This window comes from Amorphoplanes friuliensis DSM 7358 (assembly GCF_000494755.1).
Classification (GTDB): Bacteria; Actinomycetota; Actinomycetes; order Mycobacteriales; family Micromonosporaceae; genus Actinoplanes; species Actinoplanes friuliensis.
Genome location: NC_022657.1, coordinates 2534659 through 2548434 on the forward strand (window position 1 = coordinate 2534659; position 13776 = coordinate 2548434).

18 protein-coding genes and 1 tRNA gene are annotated in these 13776 nt (G+C 69.2%); 9 read left to right on the forward strand and 10 right to left on the reverse strand.

Annotated features, from left to right (window positions below; genetic code table 11):
- Positions 1-55 precede the first annotated feature (55 nt).
- Positions 56-1066 (forward strand): lipid II:glycine glycyltransferase FemX, encoded by a 1011-nt coding sequence (locus AFR_RS11825; protein WP_023360669.1) that lies wholly within the window; start codon positions 56-58, stop codon positions 1064-1066.
- 43 nt (positions 1067-1109) lie between these two features.
- Positions 1110-1185: transfer RNA gene (locus AFR_RS11830), tRNA-Gly, on the forward strand.
- Between the two features lie 18 nt (positions 1186-1203).
- On the opposite strand, the gene AFR_RS11835 is transcribed toward AFR_RS11830, so the two are convergent.
- The 7 genes from AFR_RS11835 to AFR_RS11865 all read right to left on the reverse strand — a co-directional run bounded on the left by AFR_RS11835 (position 1204) and on the right by AFR_RS11865 (position 5055).
- Positions 1204-1851: a hypothetical protein gene (locus tag AFR_RS11835; protein WP_023360671.1), complete on the reverse strand. Its 648-nt coding sequence runs from the start codon at positions 1849-1851 to the stop codon at positions 1204-1206.
- A 6-nt stretch (positions 1852-1857) separates the two neighbouring features.
- Positions 1858-2256: a DUF3592 domain-containing protein gene (locus AFR_RS11840; RefSeq protein ID WP_041840802.1), complete on the reverse strand. Its 399-nt coding sequence runs from the start codon at positions 2254-2256 to the stop codon at positions 1858-1860.
- 27 nt (positions 2257-2283) lie between these two features.
- A complete protein-coding gene (locus tag AFR_RS11845) occupies positions 2284-2682 on the reverse strand; it encodes a DUF3253 domain-containing protein (RefSeq protein WP_023360674.1) in 399 nt (132 codons plus the stop codon).
- A 58-nt stretch (positions 2683-2740) separates the two neighbouring features.
- Positions 2741-3355, reverse strand: coding sequence for a glyoxalase superfamily protein (locus AFR_RS11850; RefSeq protein WP_052359368.1), 615 nt, complete (start codon positions 3353-3355; stop codon positions 2741-2743).
- 176 nt (positions 3356-3531) lie between these two features.
- On the reverse strand, positions 3532-3888 hold the full coding sequence (locus AFR_RS11855) for a VOC family protein (RefSeq protein WP_041842052.1): 357 nt from the start codon (positions 3886-3888) through the stop codon (positions 3532-3534).
- Positions 3889-3931: 43 nt separating this feature from the next.
- Positions 3932-4468: a GNAT family N-acetyltransferase gene (locus AFR_RS11860; protein ID WP_023360680.1), complete on the reverse strand. Its 537-nt coding sequence runs from the start codon at positions 4466-4468 to the stop codon at positions 3932-3934.
- Positions 4469-4497: 29 nt separating this feature from the next.
- Positions 4498-5055: a dihydrofolate reductase family protein gene (locus tag AFR_RS11865; RefSeq protein ID WP_023360681.1), complete on the reverse strand. Its 558-nt coding sequence runs from the start codon at positions 5053-5055 to the stop codon at positions 4498-4500.
- A 114-nt stretch (positions 5056-5169) separates the two neighbouring features.
- Between AFR_RS11865 and AFR_RS11870 the strand changes: the two genes are divergently transcribed.
- The gene (locus AFR_RS11870) at positions 5170-5760 is read left to right on the forward strand and encodes an Rv1352/Rv1906c domain-containing protein (protein ID WP_023360682.1); all 591 of its coding nucleotides are present in this window, start codon (positions 5170-5172) and stop codon (positions 5758-5760) included.
- A 1-nt stretch (position 5761) separates the two neighbouring features.
- Here AFR_RS11870 and AFR_RS11875 read toward each other — a convergent pair whose 3' ends face one another.
- Positions 5762-6448: a phosphatase PAP2 family protein gene (locus AFR_RS11875; protein WP_023360684.1), complete on the reverse strand. Its 687-nt coding sequence runs from the start codon at positions 6446-6448 to the stop codon at positions 5762-5764.
- Positions 6449-6580: 132 nt separating this feature from the next.
- On the opposite strand from AFR_RS11875, the gene AFR_RS11880 reads away from it, so the two are divergent.
- The 4 genes from AFR_RS11880 to AFR_RS11895 all read left to right on the forward strand — a co-directional run bounded on the left by AFR_RS11880 (position 6581) and on the right by AFR_RS11895 (position 10264).
- Positions 6581-8023: a glycosyl hydrolase family 79 C-terminal domain-containing protein gene (locus tag AFR_RS11880; protein WP_023360686.1), complete on the forward strand. Its 1443-nt coding sequence runs from the start codon at positions 6581-6583 to the stop codon at positions 8021-8023.
- Between the two features lie 35 nt (positions 8024-8058).
- On the forward strand, positions 8059-9369 hold the full coding sequence (locus AFR_RS11885; RefSeq protein ID WP_238547353.1) for a BNR-4 repeat-containing protein: 1311 nt from the start codon (positions 8059-8061) through the stop codon (positions 9367-9369).
- A 65-nt stretch (positions 9370-9434) separates the two neighbouring features.
- The gene (locus AFR_RS11890; RefSeq protein ID WP_041842054.1) at positions 9435-9962 is read left to right on the forward strand and encodes a GNAT family N-acetyltransferase; all 528 of its coding nucleotides are present in this window, start codon (positions 9435-9437) and stop codon (positions 9960-9962) included.
- Positions 9962-10264 (forward strand): DUF7677 family protein, encoded by a 303-nt coding sequence (locus AFR_RS11895; RefSeq protein WP_023360692.1) that lies wholly within the window; start codon positions 9962-9964, stop codon positions 10262-10264. Before AFR_RS11890 ends, AFR_RS11895 begins: the two co-directional genes overlap by 1 nt.
- Here the strand turns inward: AFR_RS11895 and AFR_RS11900 are convergent.
- Positions 10216-11052, reverse strand: coding sequence for a GNAT family N-acetyltransferase (locus AFR_RS11900; RefSeq protein WP_023360694.1), 837 nt, complete (start codon positions 11050-11052; stop codon positions 10216-10218). The two genes, AFR_RS11895 and AFR_RS11900, sit on opposite strands and share 49 nt — an antisense overlap.
- A 63-nt stretch (positions 11053-11115) precedes the next feature.
- Between AFR_RS11900 and AFR_RS11905 the strand changes: the two genes are divergently transcribed.
- On the forward strand, positions 11116-11994 hold the full coding sequence (locus tag AFR_RS11905; RefSeq protein WP_023360696.1) for a bifunctional helix-turn-helix transcriptional regulator/GNAT family N-acetyltransferase: 879 nt from the start codon (positions 11116-11118) through the stop codon (positions 11992-11994).
- Between the two features lie 115 nt (positions 11995-12109).
- On the opposite strand, the gene AFR_RS11910 is transcribed toward AFR_RS11905, so the two are convergent.
- Positions 12110-12595, reverse strand: coding sequence for a MarR family winged helix-turn-helix transcriptional regulator (locus AFR_RS11910; protein WP_023360698.1), 486 nt, complete (start codon positions 12593-12595; stop codon positions 12110-12112).
- 134 nt (positions 12596-12729) lie between these two features.
- Between AFR_RS11910 and AFR_RS11915 the strand changes: the two genes are divergently transcribed.
- Positions 12730-13734: a quinone oxidoreductase family protein gene (locus AFR_RS11915; protein ID WP_023360700.1), complete on the forward strand. Its 1005-nt coding sequence runs from the start codon at positions 12730-12732 to the stop codon at positions 13732-13734.
- Positions 13735-13776 lie beyond the last annotated feature (42 nt).

Genomic DNA, 13776 nt, shown 5'->3' on the forward strand with positions numbered 1-13776 from the left:
GGGCCTTGCACAATGTTGTTCGGGCGAGGCATCATCCGGCTCGAGGGGTGATTACATGCTTCGACTACAACGGGTCGAACCGACGCCCGCGCTCTGGGCCGACCGCGCGAGCTACGAGGATCGGCTGATCTTCCACACCGAGCCGTGGCTGCGGTTCGTGGCGCAGGCACAACGGGCCGAGCCTGTCCTGGCCACGATCTCCGACGGCTCCCGCACCGTCGGCCACTTCACCGGCCTGCTCACCAAGCGGTACGGCCTGCGCATCCTGGGCAGCCCGATGGCCGGCTGGACCACGTCCTACCTGGGCTTCAACCTGGATCCGGCGGTGCCGCGCCGCGAAGCGCTGCAGGCGCTGATGCCGTTCGCCTTCGACGATCTGGGCGCCGCGCATCTGGAGATCCGCGACCGCGGCCTGGCCGAGACCGACCTCGAGGGCCTCGGTCTGCGCTGGGCCGCCGCCCCGACCGCGGTGATCGACCTGAGCCCGAGCGAGGACGCGCTGTTCGCCGCGATGGCCAGCGCCTGCCGCCGTAATATCCGTAAGGCCGACAAATCCGGTGTTGTCATCGAAGAGGTTCCCGGCGACGACCCCACATTTGCCGACGATTTCTACAGTCAGCTTCGCGACGTATTCGCCAAACAAAATCTGGTCCCGACCTATTCGATCGAGCGTGTCCGCACATTGATCAGAAGTCTGGGCCCGGCGGGCAGCATCCTGCTGCTGCGCGCCCGCGACGCCGACGGCCGCTGCATCGCCACGGCGATCATGCCCTGGTACCACCGCACGATGTACTTCTGGGGCGGCGCCAGCTACCGCGAGCACCAGCAGGTGCGCCCCAACGAAGCCCTGATCTGGTACGCCCTGCGCTGGGCCCGCGAACGCGGAGTCACCGAGTTCGACTTCGTCGGCGGCAACTCCTACAAGGCGAAGTACGGTACGACCGACGTTCCGGTGCCCTGGGCCCGGCGCTCGCGCTCGCCGCTGGTGGCCGGTCTGCGCGACGCCGCCAAGGAGGGATTTGCCCTCAAGCAGCGGGCGGTGGCCCGGCTGGCCCGGGCCCGGTGAAACCGCTCTGGGATGTTCGCCTATAGTTTGTCCACAGCACCACGCGGACGTAGCGCAGCTGGTAGCGCATCACCTTGCCAAGGTGAGGGTCGCGGGTTCGAATCCCGTCGTCCGCTCCACTTTTTCATCTTTGTCACTCAGGCCGGCTGGTCATCGTCGTCGACGACCCTGGCGCCCAGAACCGTTGCCAGTGCAGCCATCCGGTCCACCGTGGGCGCATCGGCGCGCCTGACCTCGATCAGGTCCTCGTCGAAGAAGAACGGTATCGGCTCCCCGGACGGGTGACCCGTCCAGCAGGGAATCGGCGGGCAGGCGATCCGCCGCACACCGGAGGGCAGCATGGCCACGATGGTGGTCATCATCGCGAAGTCGCTCTGCCCGGCCGCCAGCGCCGCCCACTCGTCCGGGTGAATCGGCGCCTTGTAGTTCAGGCCCGCGGCCGAGGTTCCCCGGGTGAGGTAGCGGCTGTTCCAGGCCGGCGCCTGCGGGCGGCTGACGATCTGCTCGCCGTCCCACTCGTAGAGCTCGCCGTCATCGCCGATCACCCACGCATCGAGTCGTGCGGCCAGCTCGATCATCCGGCGCAGCAGGCCGTCGCTCGGACGATTGGCCGACAGCGCGCCATCGCGGAACCAGAGATTCTCCGAACCCCAGCCGATGGATCGGTGATCGATGACCAGGTCGGCCTCACCGTTCACCAGCTCGTCCACCTCGGAGCGCAGAATCGGGTACCACCCACCCTCGCCTGCCACCAGCGCCCGGGTGACATTCACCTCGTATCCCATCGCTGATCAGTCGCCTTTCAGAGCCAGGGAGACGCCGGCGGCGGGGAAGCCCAGACCGATGACGAGGTACAGCACGGCGCTGCGGACGTTCTCCCGGCCCTCGTCGAGGGAAGCGCCGGCCGGATCGCCCGGCAGGTACCGCACGGCCACCGTCTCGCCGACCTCGATCGCCGGGCGTGATGAGGCGAACGAACTGGTCAGCTGGTGCGTGGCACCCCGATCGTCGGTGTAGGACACAACCACCGAACGGGTTCCGGGGGAGCGGCGTTCATGGTGGGTCACCGTCCCGACGACCTGGTGCCCCTCGCGGCGCAGCTTGCGCAGGTGCCGCAGCTCACGCACACCGCGATAGAGCACAAACCCACCCAGGAGCACGAGGAACGCCGCCAGCACCATGCCGGTCATCCTGGAGCACCGGCGCGCCGGAGTCGATCACGCGAGCGGGTCGATTCTCCCGGCCGGGTCCCACTTCGGACCGCGAGCCAGCCGCACGGGCCCGGCCGCGGTGGTGATGTCGACATCCTCACCGCGCTGCCGTACAACGATGGTCCCGTCACGCGCCAGCCCGGCGGCCACCTCCCGCGCCACGTCCATCAGCTCACGCCACGACTCACCCCCGACCACCCGGGCCGCATCACTCGGGCAGATGGTGGACTCGGGCCGCCGGTGCCACAGCAGCGCGCGCACGGTCGCCGCCAACCGTGCCCGGTCGCCGGCTTTGCTGTCTTCCCCCAGCGCCACCCTGGCATCCTGCAACCGGGCAGGGGTTGCAGCCGTTTCCCGCTCGCTCATCAATTCCCGGCGCAGAGCCTCGGGGATGGCCTCTTCCATGAAGCCATTGTTCCCGCCCCGGTGATTCCTGCGAGCTGGTTTCGGCCGCGCGCCGCGCTCAGGCCCAGCGCGGGAGGCCGGCACGCTGCTTCGGGTCGTCCGGCTCGCTGAACCGCAGATGGTTGCCGAACGGATCGGCGATGGTGAGCACACGGCCGTCCCACTGCGCCTTCTCGACCTCCGGCGTCCATACGGCCGGCCCCCACACCGGCACCTCGGTACGCCGATGGTTCAACCGCTCGCGCAACTGGTCGATGCCGTCCATCCAGATGAAGACGGTGGCGCCCTGCGAGGCGCTGTACGCCGCTTCGGCGAGGTGGAAGGTCGTCGCCGCGTACGAGATCTGGCCGTAGTACGCGGTACCGGGGCCGCCGCTGGGGCCGCCGAAGTCGAGCGTGAAACCGAGGAAATCGACGTAGAACTGCAGTGCCGGATCAACCGCGAAGATCCGTAGCACCGGAATCGTGCCGATGCGGGCACCCCACGGAAGCGCGGGTTCGGCCGACTGGTGAGAAGCCAGGATGTTCCAGTTGTCGACGCCGTGCTGCCGGGCGACGATCTCCAGGCAATCGCTGTGCGTGGCATCGACCTCGAACCGGCTGCGCAGCTCACCGCGCAGGGCCTTGGCCATGTTCTTCGGATCGGGTACGGACCGGACCATGAGAATCTCCATACCGGCGGACCATGGATCAGCGCTTGCGTTACTGACTGGGTCGCCGTCGAGAGTCTCCGGTGCGACAGTCGGTGATCGTGCGATGCGTTCACCAAACCCAGCGGGCGCAAGCGGCCGGCCGCATCAAGCCGGCGTCAGTATAGCGCTTCCGGGGGAACGCCCGAGGCCCGTCCGGATCAGTTCAGGCAAAGGCAGAAGGGGTGGCCGGCAGGGTCCAGGAAGATCCGGAAAGAGGTGTCAGGCTGATCCGGATGCCGGGTCGCACCGAGGTCGACCGCGGCCGCCTCGGCCGCGTCGAGATCGTCGACGAGCATGTCGAGGTGCATCTGCTGAGGCCGCTCCTGGCTCGGCCACGTCGGCGGCGCGTAGTCGGCCACCCGGTGGAAGGAGATGCACCGGCCGTCCCCGTCGCACACCGAGGCCCGCTCGGCCGAGACGTCGACCTCCCAATCCAGCAATGCGCCGTAGAACCGGGCCAGGGCACCGGGATCGGGACAGTCGATGGCGACAAGGGGCGAGCGGGCGATGGCCATGACACCAATGATATTGACGAGCGTCGTCACCCGTGTCGGAGTGTCAGAACCGTTTGGTGAGGAAGAGAGTGGTCCCGCGGACCGGGTCCTTCTCCTGGCGCTCGGTCTCGGTGAATCCGATCTTGGCGAGCACGCGGAGTGATGCGGTGTTCCAGTCCCAGACCGTGGACCACAGACGTTCGTATCCGGACGATCTCGCCCAGTCCAGGACCGCCGACGAGGCCTCGGTCGCGTATCCCTGACGCCAGACTCGTTGGAGCAGTTCGAACGCCAGCTCCGGTTCGCCGTGCGATCCTCGTCCGTCGATCAGCCCGCAGTAGCCGATGACCTCACCATCGGCCTTGCGCTCGGCGGCCAGCAAACCGAGTGACGAAGATGGTGGGTTGGCGCGGATGTAGTCCTCGAGCTCCGCGACCGTGGGGTGTCCCTCCGCGTCGATCCGGCGGTGCGGCGGCACTCGTGGGTCACGTTCGGTCCACAGCTCACGCTGAACGACGGCCTCGGCCACCCGCCACGGTCTGAGCAGCAGGCGATCCGTCTCGAGGACGACATCCCGGCCCGGACTCGCAGCAGCTGTCACGACGCCAACTCTGGCACGCCGGCGGGGATTCAGTGCGCGCGGCGGTAGTGCATGGCGACCGCACCGTTGCGCATCGGCTCGGACGAGAGCAACTCGAGTTTGCGGGTGGCGGGCAGCCCGCTCTCGTACAGCGTCGGGCCGTGGCCGACGATCCGGGGCTGGACGAGGAGCTTGTACTCGTCGATGAGGTCGAGGCGGTCGAGCTCGGCCGCGAGCTTGCCGCTTCCCAGCAAGACCCCGGCCGGGGTCTCGTCTTTGAGCTTCTGCACGCTCTCCCGCAGATCACCGGAGATGTGGTGGCTGTTGGGCCAGGAGAAGTCCTTGCGCGTCGACGACACCACGTACTTGGGTTTGGCGTCCAGCTTGACCGCCCACTCGTGGAGTGTCGGCGGTGCCTCCACGTCGCCGCGGGCGACGGCAGGCCAGTAGCCCTCCATCATCTCGTAGGTGATCCGACCCCACAGCATGGCGCCGCTCTCGTCCATGAGACGGGTGAAGTAGGGGTGCGTCTCGTCGTCGGCGATCCCCTCCTGGTGGTCGACACAACCGTCCAGGGTGACGTTGATGCTGAAGATGAGCGCTCCCATGGCCGGGGAGTCTAGGCGACCACGGCCGTCCCGGGGTGCAGGTAACCGCGGGCCGTGCCGGTCGTTGACTCACGAGGCGAAGGGCGAGTCTTCGCCGTCACAGGACGGATCATCGTGAAAATCTCCGTGCGGCCGCTGGCCGCGACCCTCATCGTTCTTGCTGTGCTGGTGGCCAATGCGGTCGACGGCGACCCGGCTTCCGCCGCGCCCAGGAACACGATTGCGGGGTCCGGGACCTATCTGGTGGGCCGGGACTTCAACGCCGGGATCTACCGGTCGACCGGCAACACCTCCTGTTACTGGCAGCGGGCGAAGAACGCCGGTGGGTCGTTGAGCAGCATCATCGCCAACGACATCGGCGACGGTCAGCGGCTGGTGACGGTGCGGGCCACCGACAAGGTGTTCAAGACCAGCCGGTGCCGCACCTGGGTCCGGGTGCTCACCCCGGCGCTGAAGACCAAGTCGCGCAAGACCACGATTCCCGGCAACGGGGCGTACCTGGTCGGCTCGGATTTCCTGCCCGGCACGTACCGCTCCAGCGGTAACACCCAGTCGTGTTACTGGGAGCGGGCCCGGTCGGCCGACGGCACCTCGGCCGGCATCATCGCCAACGAGATCTCCACCGGTCAGCTGATCGCCGAGATCAGCGCCACGGACGCGGTGTTCAAGACCAGCCGGTGTGCCACCTGGCGCCGGGTCGGCTGACTCAGCGCGCCCGGGGTTCGGCCAGGTCCGGTTCGAGGCCTTCCTCGACGATCGGCTCCGGGCGCAGGCGCGGGAAGGCGGCCGCGGTGATCGCCACGACGGCGATGCCGAGCAGCCACCCGGCCACGACGTCGCTGGTCCAGTGGACGCCGATGACGATGCGGGTCAGGCCGGTCACCACGGTCACCACGGCGGCGGCGGTCCACAGCAGCAGCCGTTTTCCGTCGCGGGCCAGCGGCAGCAGGACCAGCACGAAGACGCCCGCGGTCAGGGCGGCGTTCAGGGCGTGTCCGGAGGGGAACGAGAAGCCGGCCGCGCGGGCCACCGGGTCGAGCAGGTCCGGGCGGTGGCGGCCGATGAGCAGCTTGAGCAGGATGCCGAGCAGCCCGCCGACGGTCATCGTGGTGACCACCCACAGGGCGAGCCGGCGGGCGTGCCGGCGGTAGAGCCAGACGGCCAGGATCAGCGCCGCCACCCGCAGCGGGTTCGGCGAGAAGATCGCCGACCACCACAGGTTCGCCTCGGTCAGGTGCGGGTGGGTCAGCGCCCAGTCGTGCAGGTTGCTGGTCACCGTGGCGTCGAGGGTGTGCAGCGGTGACCAGTCACCGGTCACCAGCACAGCGAGCAGCGCGAACGGCACCAGCACCATCAGTGCCAGCGCTGCGGAGACCGTCGTGAGCCGCTTCATCGTGTCCTCCTACCCCATAATCCTCGCCTTGAACCCGTCCACATATATGGACGCGTTTCCTATACGTGAACACGGTGTTATGCTCCGCCGCCATAGGCATCGAGCCACGACGATTGCCCGAGGAGTATCACCGTGCCTCTCACCTCCGTGGCCTGGCTGGCGACCGCCGCCCTGGCCCTGTCACCCACGCCCACCGCTGTAACCCCCGATCCGGTCACCATCACGATCGACGCCGCCCAGTCCGGCGGTCGTCTGCCCGCCGACTTCGTCGGCCTGTCCTTCGAGATGCGCGAGCTGGGCATCGGCAACCTCGACCCCGCGAAGGGCAACACGGCGGCGCTGATGCGCACGCTGGGCCCGAGCAACCTGCGCATCGCCGGCAACACCCTCGACCGCGACACCCTCTGGGTGCCCGAGGGTCAGCAACCACCGGACCCGCTGCCCGAGTGGGTTCAGGACGTCGTCACCCCGGCCGACATCCGCCGGCTCGACGGACTGCTCAGGAAGACCGGCTGGAAGAGCGAGGTCGGCATCAACCTGGGCCGCTGGGATCCCGCGCTCGGCGCCGACCAGGCCCGGGAGATGACCGAGATCCTCGGCCGGCGCCTGGTCGCGATCGAGTGTGGCAACGAGCCGGACCAGTGGGCGGGCAAGGCCCTGCGGCCCGCCGGGTACGCCTACGCCGACTACCACCGCGACTGGCTGGCCTGCGCCGACGCGGTCGGCCACGACCGGATCGCCGGGCCCGACACGGCCGGCACCTCGTCGGACTGGGCGGCCTCGCTGGCCCGCGACGAGCACGACCGGATGGCGATGCTGACCGTGCACCAGTACAGCGCCGGTCCGGACGCCACGATCGCCGGCCTGATGGCGCCGCAGACGGTCACCCGGCAGCTCAACTCGGTGGCCAAGAACCTCGACGCCGCCAACGCCGCCGGCCTGCCGATGCGCATCGACGAGGCCAACTCGGCCTACAGCGGTGGCGTCGACGGCGTCAGCAACAAGTACGCCTCCGCGCTCTGGGGGCTCGACTACAGCCTGTCGATGGCGCAGGCCGGGCTGGCCGGGGTCAACATCCACGGTGGTCTCGGCGTCTGCAACGAGCCGATCTGGAACGGCAAGTGGCAGCGGTACACGCCGTTCTGCGCGGCGGACAAGGCTGACGAGGCGGCGCAGATCTACCGCGCCATGCCGATCTACTACGGACTCTGGCTGGCCCGGCAGGTCGGTCCCGGCCGGTTCCTGCCCGTCACGGTCACCACCGATCGCAACATCACCGCGTACGCGGTCAGGGGTGACGACTGCAAGCTGCGCATCGCCGTGCTGCAGAAGGACGACACGTCCGCGGCGCCCGTGCGGGTGAACGTGGCCGTCGGCGGGCACGACCGGCGCGCGAAGGTGCTGCGGTTGACCGGCGAGAGCCTGGGTGCCGAGCCGACCTTCGTGCAGGGTGCGACCGTCGACCGGTCCGGGCGCCTGCATCCGGGACGGCCCGATCCGGTACGCGTCAGCAGCGGCACCGTCACGCTGGACCTCGCCGCGGGTAGCGCCGCCGTCGTCACCCTCGACCGATGAGGGGCGGCTGCGTGCGTACCGTGATGATCTTGTCGGTGGTGGTTCTGATGGCGGTGACCGCGACGCCGGCGCAGGCGATCGGGAAGGCGGAGGCCCAGGTGATGACAGCCGCGACGGCGGTCGCCGCCCGCAGCGACCGGCGGCCCGTGGCCGGCGGCGTCCACGACACGGTGGCCCGCCAGACGTTCATCTCGTGGGCGGGTCAGTTCGAGGACAACTACGTCCAGGCCTACGACCACCGTGCCAAGACCTGGAGCACTCCGGTACGCGTGGCCAGCGGCGACAACGACTCGCACAACTACCCGACGATGATCCAGGCCGACGACGGGCACCTGCTCGTCTTCCGCGGACTGCACAACCGCGAGCTGTGGGTGGCCCGCTCGCCGCAACCGCACTCGATCGAGGGCACCTGGACGGACGTCAACATCGCCGAAGGCCTCGGCGCGACGTACCCGATGCCGTTCCGCACGGCCGACGGCACGATCTTCGTGTTCTTCCGCGAGACCGCCGGCGACTTCGATCCGGCGTTCCCGACCGACACCCGGCCGATGAAGTACGTGCGCTCGACCGACAACGGCGCCACCTGGCAGAGCTCGACCACGCTGACCGGGGACCGCTGGGCGATCGCGCCGCTGAACCGCCCCGACAACATGAACGAGATCTACATCGGTCAGCTGCGCTACGAGCCGGCCACGCTGCTGCACCGCGAACGGGTCGGCATCGTCTACACGCTGGCCGGTGGGGGACCCGAGGGTCACCTGCACGACCGGTACCACCGCAACATCTACTACACGGCGTTCGACCCGGGCACGCTGACGTTCCGCTCGGCGTCGGGCCGCTCGCTGGGCACCACGATCGACGACGCCGACCAGGAAACACACCTCAAGGTGGCCGAGACGCCGCTGCAGACGGTGAACCCGCGCTCGCCCGACTACATCAACCTCGTCGGTACGACCCTGGGTGTCGCGCCGTTCGTGGTGTGGATGCAACTGGACGCGGCAGGGGTGCTGCACACGTACACGGGAGTGTGGTCCCGGTTGCGGGGCTGGCAGAACCGTGAGGTGACCACCGGGGTCCGCGTGCGCGACATGGAGGCGTCGGGACCGGCGAGCTGGACGGTCTACGGCACGCCCGCCAACGGCGCGCCGGGCATCTCGACCCACCGCCTGACCGCCGGGATGACCTGGCATGACGAGTCGGTGATCGCGACGCCCAAGGCGGTCCAGCGCATCGAGGTGATCGGCGACTACCGGGACCCGGCGCGCCTGCTGGCCACCGGGGCGAGCAGCGCCCGCGAGGTCGCCGTGGCCGACGGCGACATCTACGTGGCCGGCTATTCACGTTGAACGAGGCGGCGGGCCCGTGCTAGGACTGGGCGGGTCCGCCCACCTTGATCACCGGAGGTTTGTTCGTGTTCGTCCTGGGAGACCTCGTGACCCTGCGGGCCATGGAACCGTCCGACGCCGACGCGCTCTGGCGGTGGAACCACGACCCCGAGGTCATGCGCTGGATGGACGACGGTTACGCGCAGTCGCTGGCCCAGGTGCGGCAGTTCCTGCAGGAACGTGAGCGCAACGAGTACACCGATGTGCTCTTCGGCATCGAGACCACCGCGGACGCCCGGCTCATCGGCCTGATCCGCCTGCACGGCGCCGAACCCGAGACCGGCAACGCCGAACTCGACATCTACCTCGGCGAGAAGGACTCCTGGGGCCGGGGTTACGCCACCGACGCCGTCCGCACCGCCTGCCGCTACGGCTTCGACAAGATGCGCCTGCACAAGGTCACCCTGACCGTCGTGGCCGGCAACGACGCGGCCCAACACGTCTACAAGAAGGTGGGCTTCGTCGAGGAGGGCCGCCTGCGCGAGGTCTTCCGCCGCGACGGCCGCTGGCACGACAAACTCACCATGGGCCTGCTCGAGGGCGAACTGACCTGATGACCCACCTGCCCTCCGACGTTCGCCGCTCGCTGCGCATGTTCGCGTTTTTCGTCGGCAACGGCACGGTCGACGTGGAGCTGCTGGGCGACATCGACTACCGGGCGGACCTGCTGGAGTTCGGCTCGGACCTGGAACGGGTTTTCACCATCTTCGCCAACGTCCTCGAGGTCGACGAGTTCGGCACGGTCACCAACCACGACCACGCCCAGCGCCGCGCGGCGCAGTGGATCCGGTCGTCTGTCGACCCCGATTACGAGCCGGAACCGCCGTTCGAGGACTGGGAGTTCGAGCTGCCCTGAGCCTGCGGCGGCGCCCAGGCATACAGCGCGCTGGTCGACACCTGGTGGAAGCCCATCTTCTGCAGGATCGGCGCGCTGTGCGGGGAAGCGTCGACCTGCAGCAGCTCCAGGCCACGCTCCACGGCGATCTGCGCGCGGGCATGCACCAGCGCCCGGTAGATCCCGCGCCGCTGCCACGCCGGCAGTGTCGAACCGCCCAGCAGTGCACCGTAACTGCCTTCCCCACCGCACAGGATGAAGGCGGCGCAGACGACTTCGCCGGCGGCCTCGGCGACCAGCACCACGATGTCGTCCGGCGTGGTGACCACCAGGCCCCACAGGTAGTCACCGATCCAGCTGAGATCACCGCCCCAGACCGCCGACTGCATCTCCGCGATGCGTCGCATGTCGGCCTCCGCGGTCACCCGGCGCAGCTGCACGCCGTCCGGCAGGACCGGCTCGGCGGCGATCTGCTCGCTGAATCCGATGAGGACCGCGGACTGCAGCTCAGGAACAAAACCCGCGGCGAGCAACCGGTTCGGCAGATCCGCCGGCAGGTCGTGACCCCGGACCTTCCACTCGAACGCCTCACCGCGCGCACCGAAGTAGTCGACCTGCCGCTGGATCAGCCGGTCGAGGTCGTCGCCCTCGACGCCGATGTCACGCGGGCCGCGCAGCATGCCCCGCATCTGGCCGGTGATGCGCAGCAACCGGCCGTCCCACTCGTAGCCGACTCCCGGCAACGGAATCTGCGGCGGAATCCGCATCCACTCGTCATGCATGGCCAGCAGCGCGTCGAGGTCCGTCACGACGTTCAGCCTACCGAGAAAAACCTCTGACCTGAGTCAGAGATTGTCCGCTAGCATCGGTGCATGGACGCCGATGTCGAGCTGGTCCGCGACTTCAACCGGTACTACACCCGCCGCCTGGGCATCCTGACCGACCGCTACCTCGGCCAGGATCGCCCGCTGAGCGAGGCCCGGCTGCTCTTCGAGATCGGCGACCGCGCGGACGTCCGCGATTTGCGGGCCCGTCTCGGTCTGGACTCCGGATATCTGAGCCGGCTGCTGCGTTCCCTGGAAGACCAGAAGCTCGTGCGCACCCACCCTCACCCGGATGACCGCCGGGTCCGCGTCGCCGAGCTCACCGCCTCCGGCGTACGCGAGTGCGCCGAGCTGGACCGGCGCTCCCACGCGGGAATCAGTGAAATGCTGGAGCCCTTGACGGCCGATCAGCGTGCCGAGCTGGTCGCCGCGCAGCAGCAGGTCCGCCGCCTGCTGCGCCTGGCCGCCGTGACCATCGAGGCGGTTCCCGACGACACCGACGTGGCGCGTGAATGCCTGCGGGCGTACGCCGAGGAACTGGCCGTGCGCTTCCCGGAGGGCTACAACAACGCTGCGCTGGCCAAGCCGGGCGAGCTCGCGGGTTTCCTGGTGGCCCGCGAGGAAGGGGTCGCGGTCGGTTGCGGGGCGTGGCACCGGCTCGGACCGGCCACCGCCGAGATCCGCCACCTGTGGGTCTCCTCCTCCGCGCGAGGGCTGGGTTTGGGACGCCGGCTGCTGACCGCGCTGGAGCAGGACGCCGGCGCGCAGGGCATCACGGTCGCGCGCCTGGGCACCCACACGAGCCTGACGGAGGCGATCGCGCTCTACCGCAGCAGCGGCTACCGGCAGATAGCCCGCTACGGCGACTCGCCGTACAACCAGCTCGCCTTCGAAAAGGCGATTGCCGGGCCGGTCCCGCGTCCCTAGCGTGGGCCGCCTGTACGCACGGCACGGCTTCGTGATGACCGACGAGAGCCGGCCGCACCCGGGCTACCCCGACGTCCTCGAACACGTCATGACCCGCAAGCTCGGCAGTCAGTGCTCAGGTTTTGCTGCGGCGGCGGGCGCTGGTCACGGACTGGTCGAGGGCGCCGATGGTCTTGAGCAGGGTGGTGCGCTCGCCGTCGCTGAGCCCGTCTGTCAGCGTCGCTTCGAGGGTGCCCCACAGTTCGACGAGGCGGGGGTGCATGGCCCGGCCAGCATCGGTCAGGGAGACCACCATCGCCCGCTTGTCGTGGTCGGCCGGGCGGCGGGTGACCAGGCCGGCGTCCTCCATGCGGCGGATGCTGCGCGAGACGGTGGAGTGGTCGAGGCCGATCGAGGTCTGCAGCGCGGTCTGGATCTGCTCGTCGCGGTCGAAGAGCCGCATGAGGATGAGCTCCTGGCCCGGGTACAGGCCGAGTTTGAGCAGCATCTCGCTGCCGTAGCTGTGGAAGGTCCGCGAGAGCGACAGCAGGCTGAAGCTCAGCGGCGCGCGGTCGACCAGGGTCGGCTGGTTCATCAGCGGCCCGGTGCTGGCGTCGGCCACGTGCGTCCTCCTCGGCGGTCCTGCGCGATCTCCCATCGTAGGTGAGCACCGACACCTTGCGTTACGTGGCCGGACACATAAGTATGTGGCTAGACACTATTTGTCTAGCCACATACTTTGCATGGAGGCACGTCATGAAGGCAGTCCAGACAGAAACCACCGGCAGTATCGAGGCCCTGCGGCTGACCGACCTGCCCGAACCGCAGGCCGGCCCCGGCGAGGTGCTTATCCGGGTGGAGGCGGCCGCGGTCAACTTCATGGACCTCATGCGGGTCAAAGGCCTGCCGTTCGACGTCCCGACGCCACTGCCCTTCGTACCCGGTGCAGAGGTCTCCGGCACCGTCGTCGCGCTCGGCGAGGGCGTCGAGAGCCTGGAGGTGGGCGCCCGGGTGTTCGGGGCGTCCGGGCAGCTCCTCAACGGCGGCTGGGCCGAGCTGACCACCGCCCGGGCCGCCGGTCTCGCCCCGATCCCGGCGGGCATGGCAGCCGAGCAGGCGGCCGGGCTGACGGTGGCCGGCGCGGGCGCCGCCATCGCACTGATCGAGGCCGCCCGGACCGCCCCGGGCGAAACTGTTTTTGTCCCCGCCGCCGGCGGCGGCTTCGGCGGCTACGCCGTGCAGATCGCCAAAGCGCTCGGCGCCACCGTCATCGCCGGCGCCGGTACGCCGCAGAAACGGCAGGTCGCCCTCGACCTCGGCGCCGACCATGCCGTGGACTACCGCACGCCGGGCTGGACCGAGGCGATCACCGAGCTCACCGGCGGCACCGGCGCCGACGTGGTGCTGGAAGGCCTGGGCCCCCAGCACGTGGGCGAGTCGCTGTCGATCCTGGCCCCGTTCGGCCGCGTCGTCGTCTACGGCGTACTGCCCGGCTACGGCAAAATCGTCGACGTGGACGCGCTGGCAGCGCTGGTCAACGACCCGTCCCAGGCAAAATCGGTGACCGGCTTCAACGTCACGCACTGGCTCACCCACCGGCCTCAGGCCTCCCTCACCGCGGTCGGCAGACTGCTGGGCTGGATCGCCGACGGCACGGTCACCGGCCCGCGCATCACCAGCCTCCCGCTGGCCGAGGCGGCCCACGCGCTGACCCTGCTGGAACGCGGCGAGAACACCGGCAAGACCGTCCTCATCCCCTGACCCACTCCAGGGTGGCCTTTGTAGACTGCGCCGATGGGAGGT

Bases quoted from the DNA above. Each gene is read 5' to 3' on its own strand.
- AFR_RS11825 (WP_023360669.1), top strand. From the start codon at position 56: ATGCTTCGACTACAACGGGTCGAACCGACGCCCGCGCTCTGGGCCGAC.
- AFR_RS11835 (WP_023360671.1), bottom strand. From the start codon at position 1,851: ATGGGATACGAGGTGAATGTCACCCGGGCGCTGGTGGCAGGCGAGGGT.
- AFR_RS11840 (WP_041840802.1), bottom strand. From the start codon at position 2,256: ATGACCGGCATGGTGCTGGCGGCGTTCCTCGTGCTCCTGGGTGGGTTT.
- AFR_RS11845 (WP_023360674.1), bottom strand. From the start codon at position 2,682: ATGGAAGAGGCCATCCCCGAGGCTCTGCGCCGGGAATTGATGAGCGAG.
- AFR_RS11850 (WP_052359368.1), bottom strand. From the start codon at position 3,355: ATGGAGATTCTCATGGTCCGGTCCGTACCCGATCCGAAGAACATGGCC.
- AFR_RS11855 (WP_041842052.1), bottom strand. From the start codon at position 3,888: ATGGCCATCGCCCGCTCGCCCCTTGTCGCCATCGACTGTCCCGATCCC.
- AFR_RS11865 (WP_023360681.1), bottom strand. From the start codon at position 5,055: ATGGGAGCGCTCATCTTCAGCATCAACGTCACCCTGGACGGTTGTGTC.
- AFR_RS11875 (WP_023360684.1), bottom strand. From the start codon at position 6,448: ATGAAGCGGCTCACGACGGTCTCCGCAGCGCTGGCACTGATGGTGCTG.
- AFR_RS11895 (WP_023360692.1), top strand. From the start codon at position 9,962: ATGACCCACCTGCCCTCCGACGTTCGCCGCTCGCTGCGCATGTTCGCG.
- AFR_RS11905 (WP_023360696.1), top strand. From the start codon at position 11,116: ATGGACGCCGATGTCGAGCTGGTCCGCGACTTCAACCGGTACTACACC.
- AFR_RS11915 (WP_023360700.1), top strand. From the start codon at position 12,730: ATGAAGGCAGTCCAGACAGAAACCACCGGCAGTATCGAGGCCCTGCGG.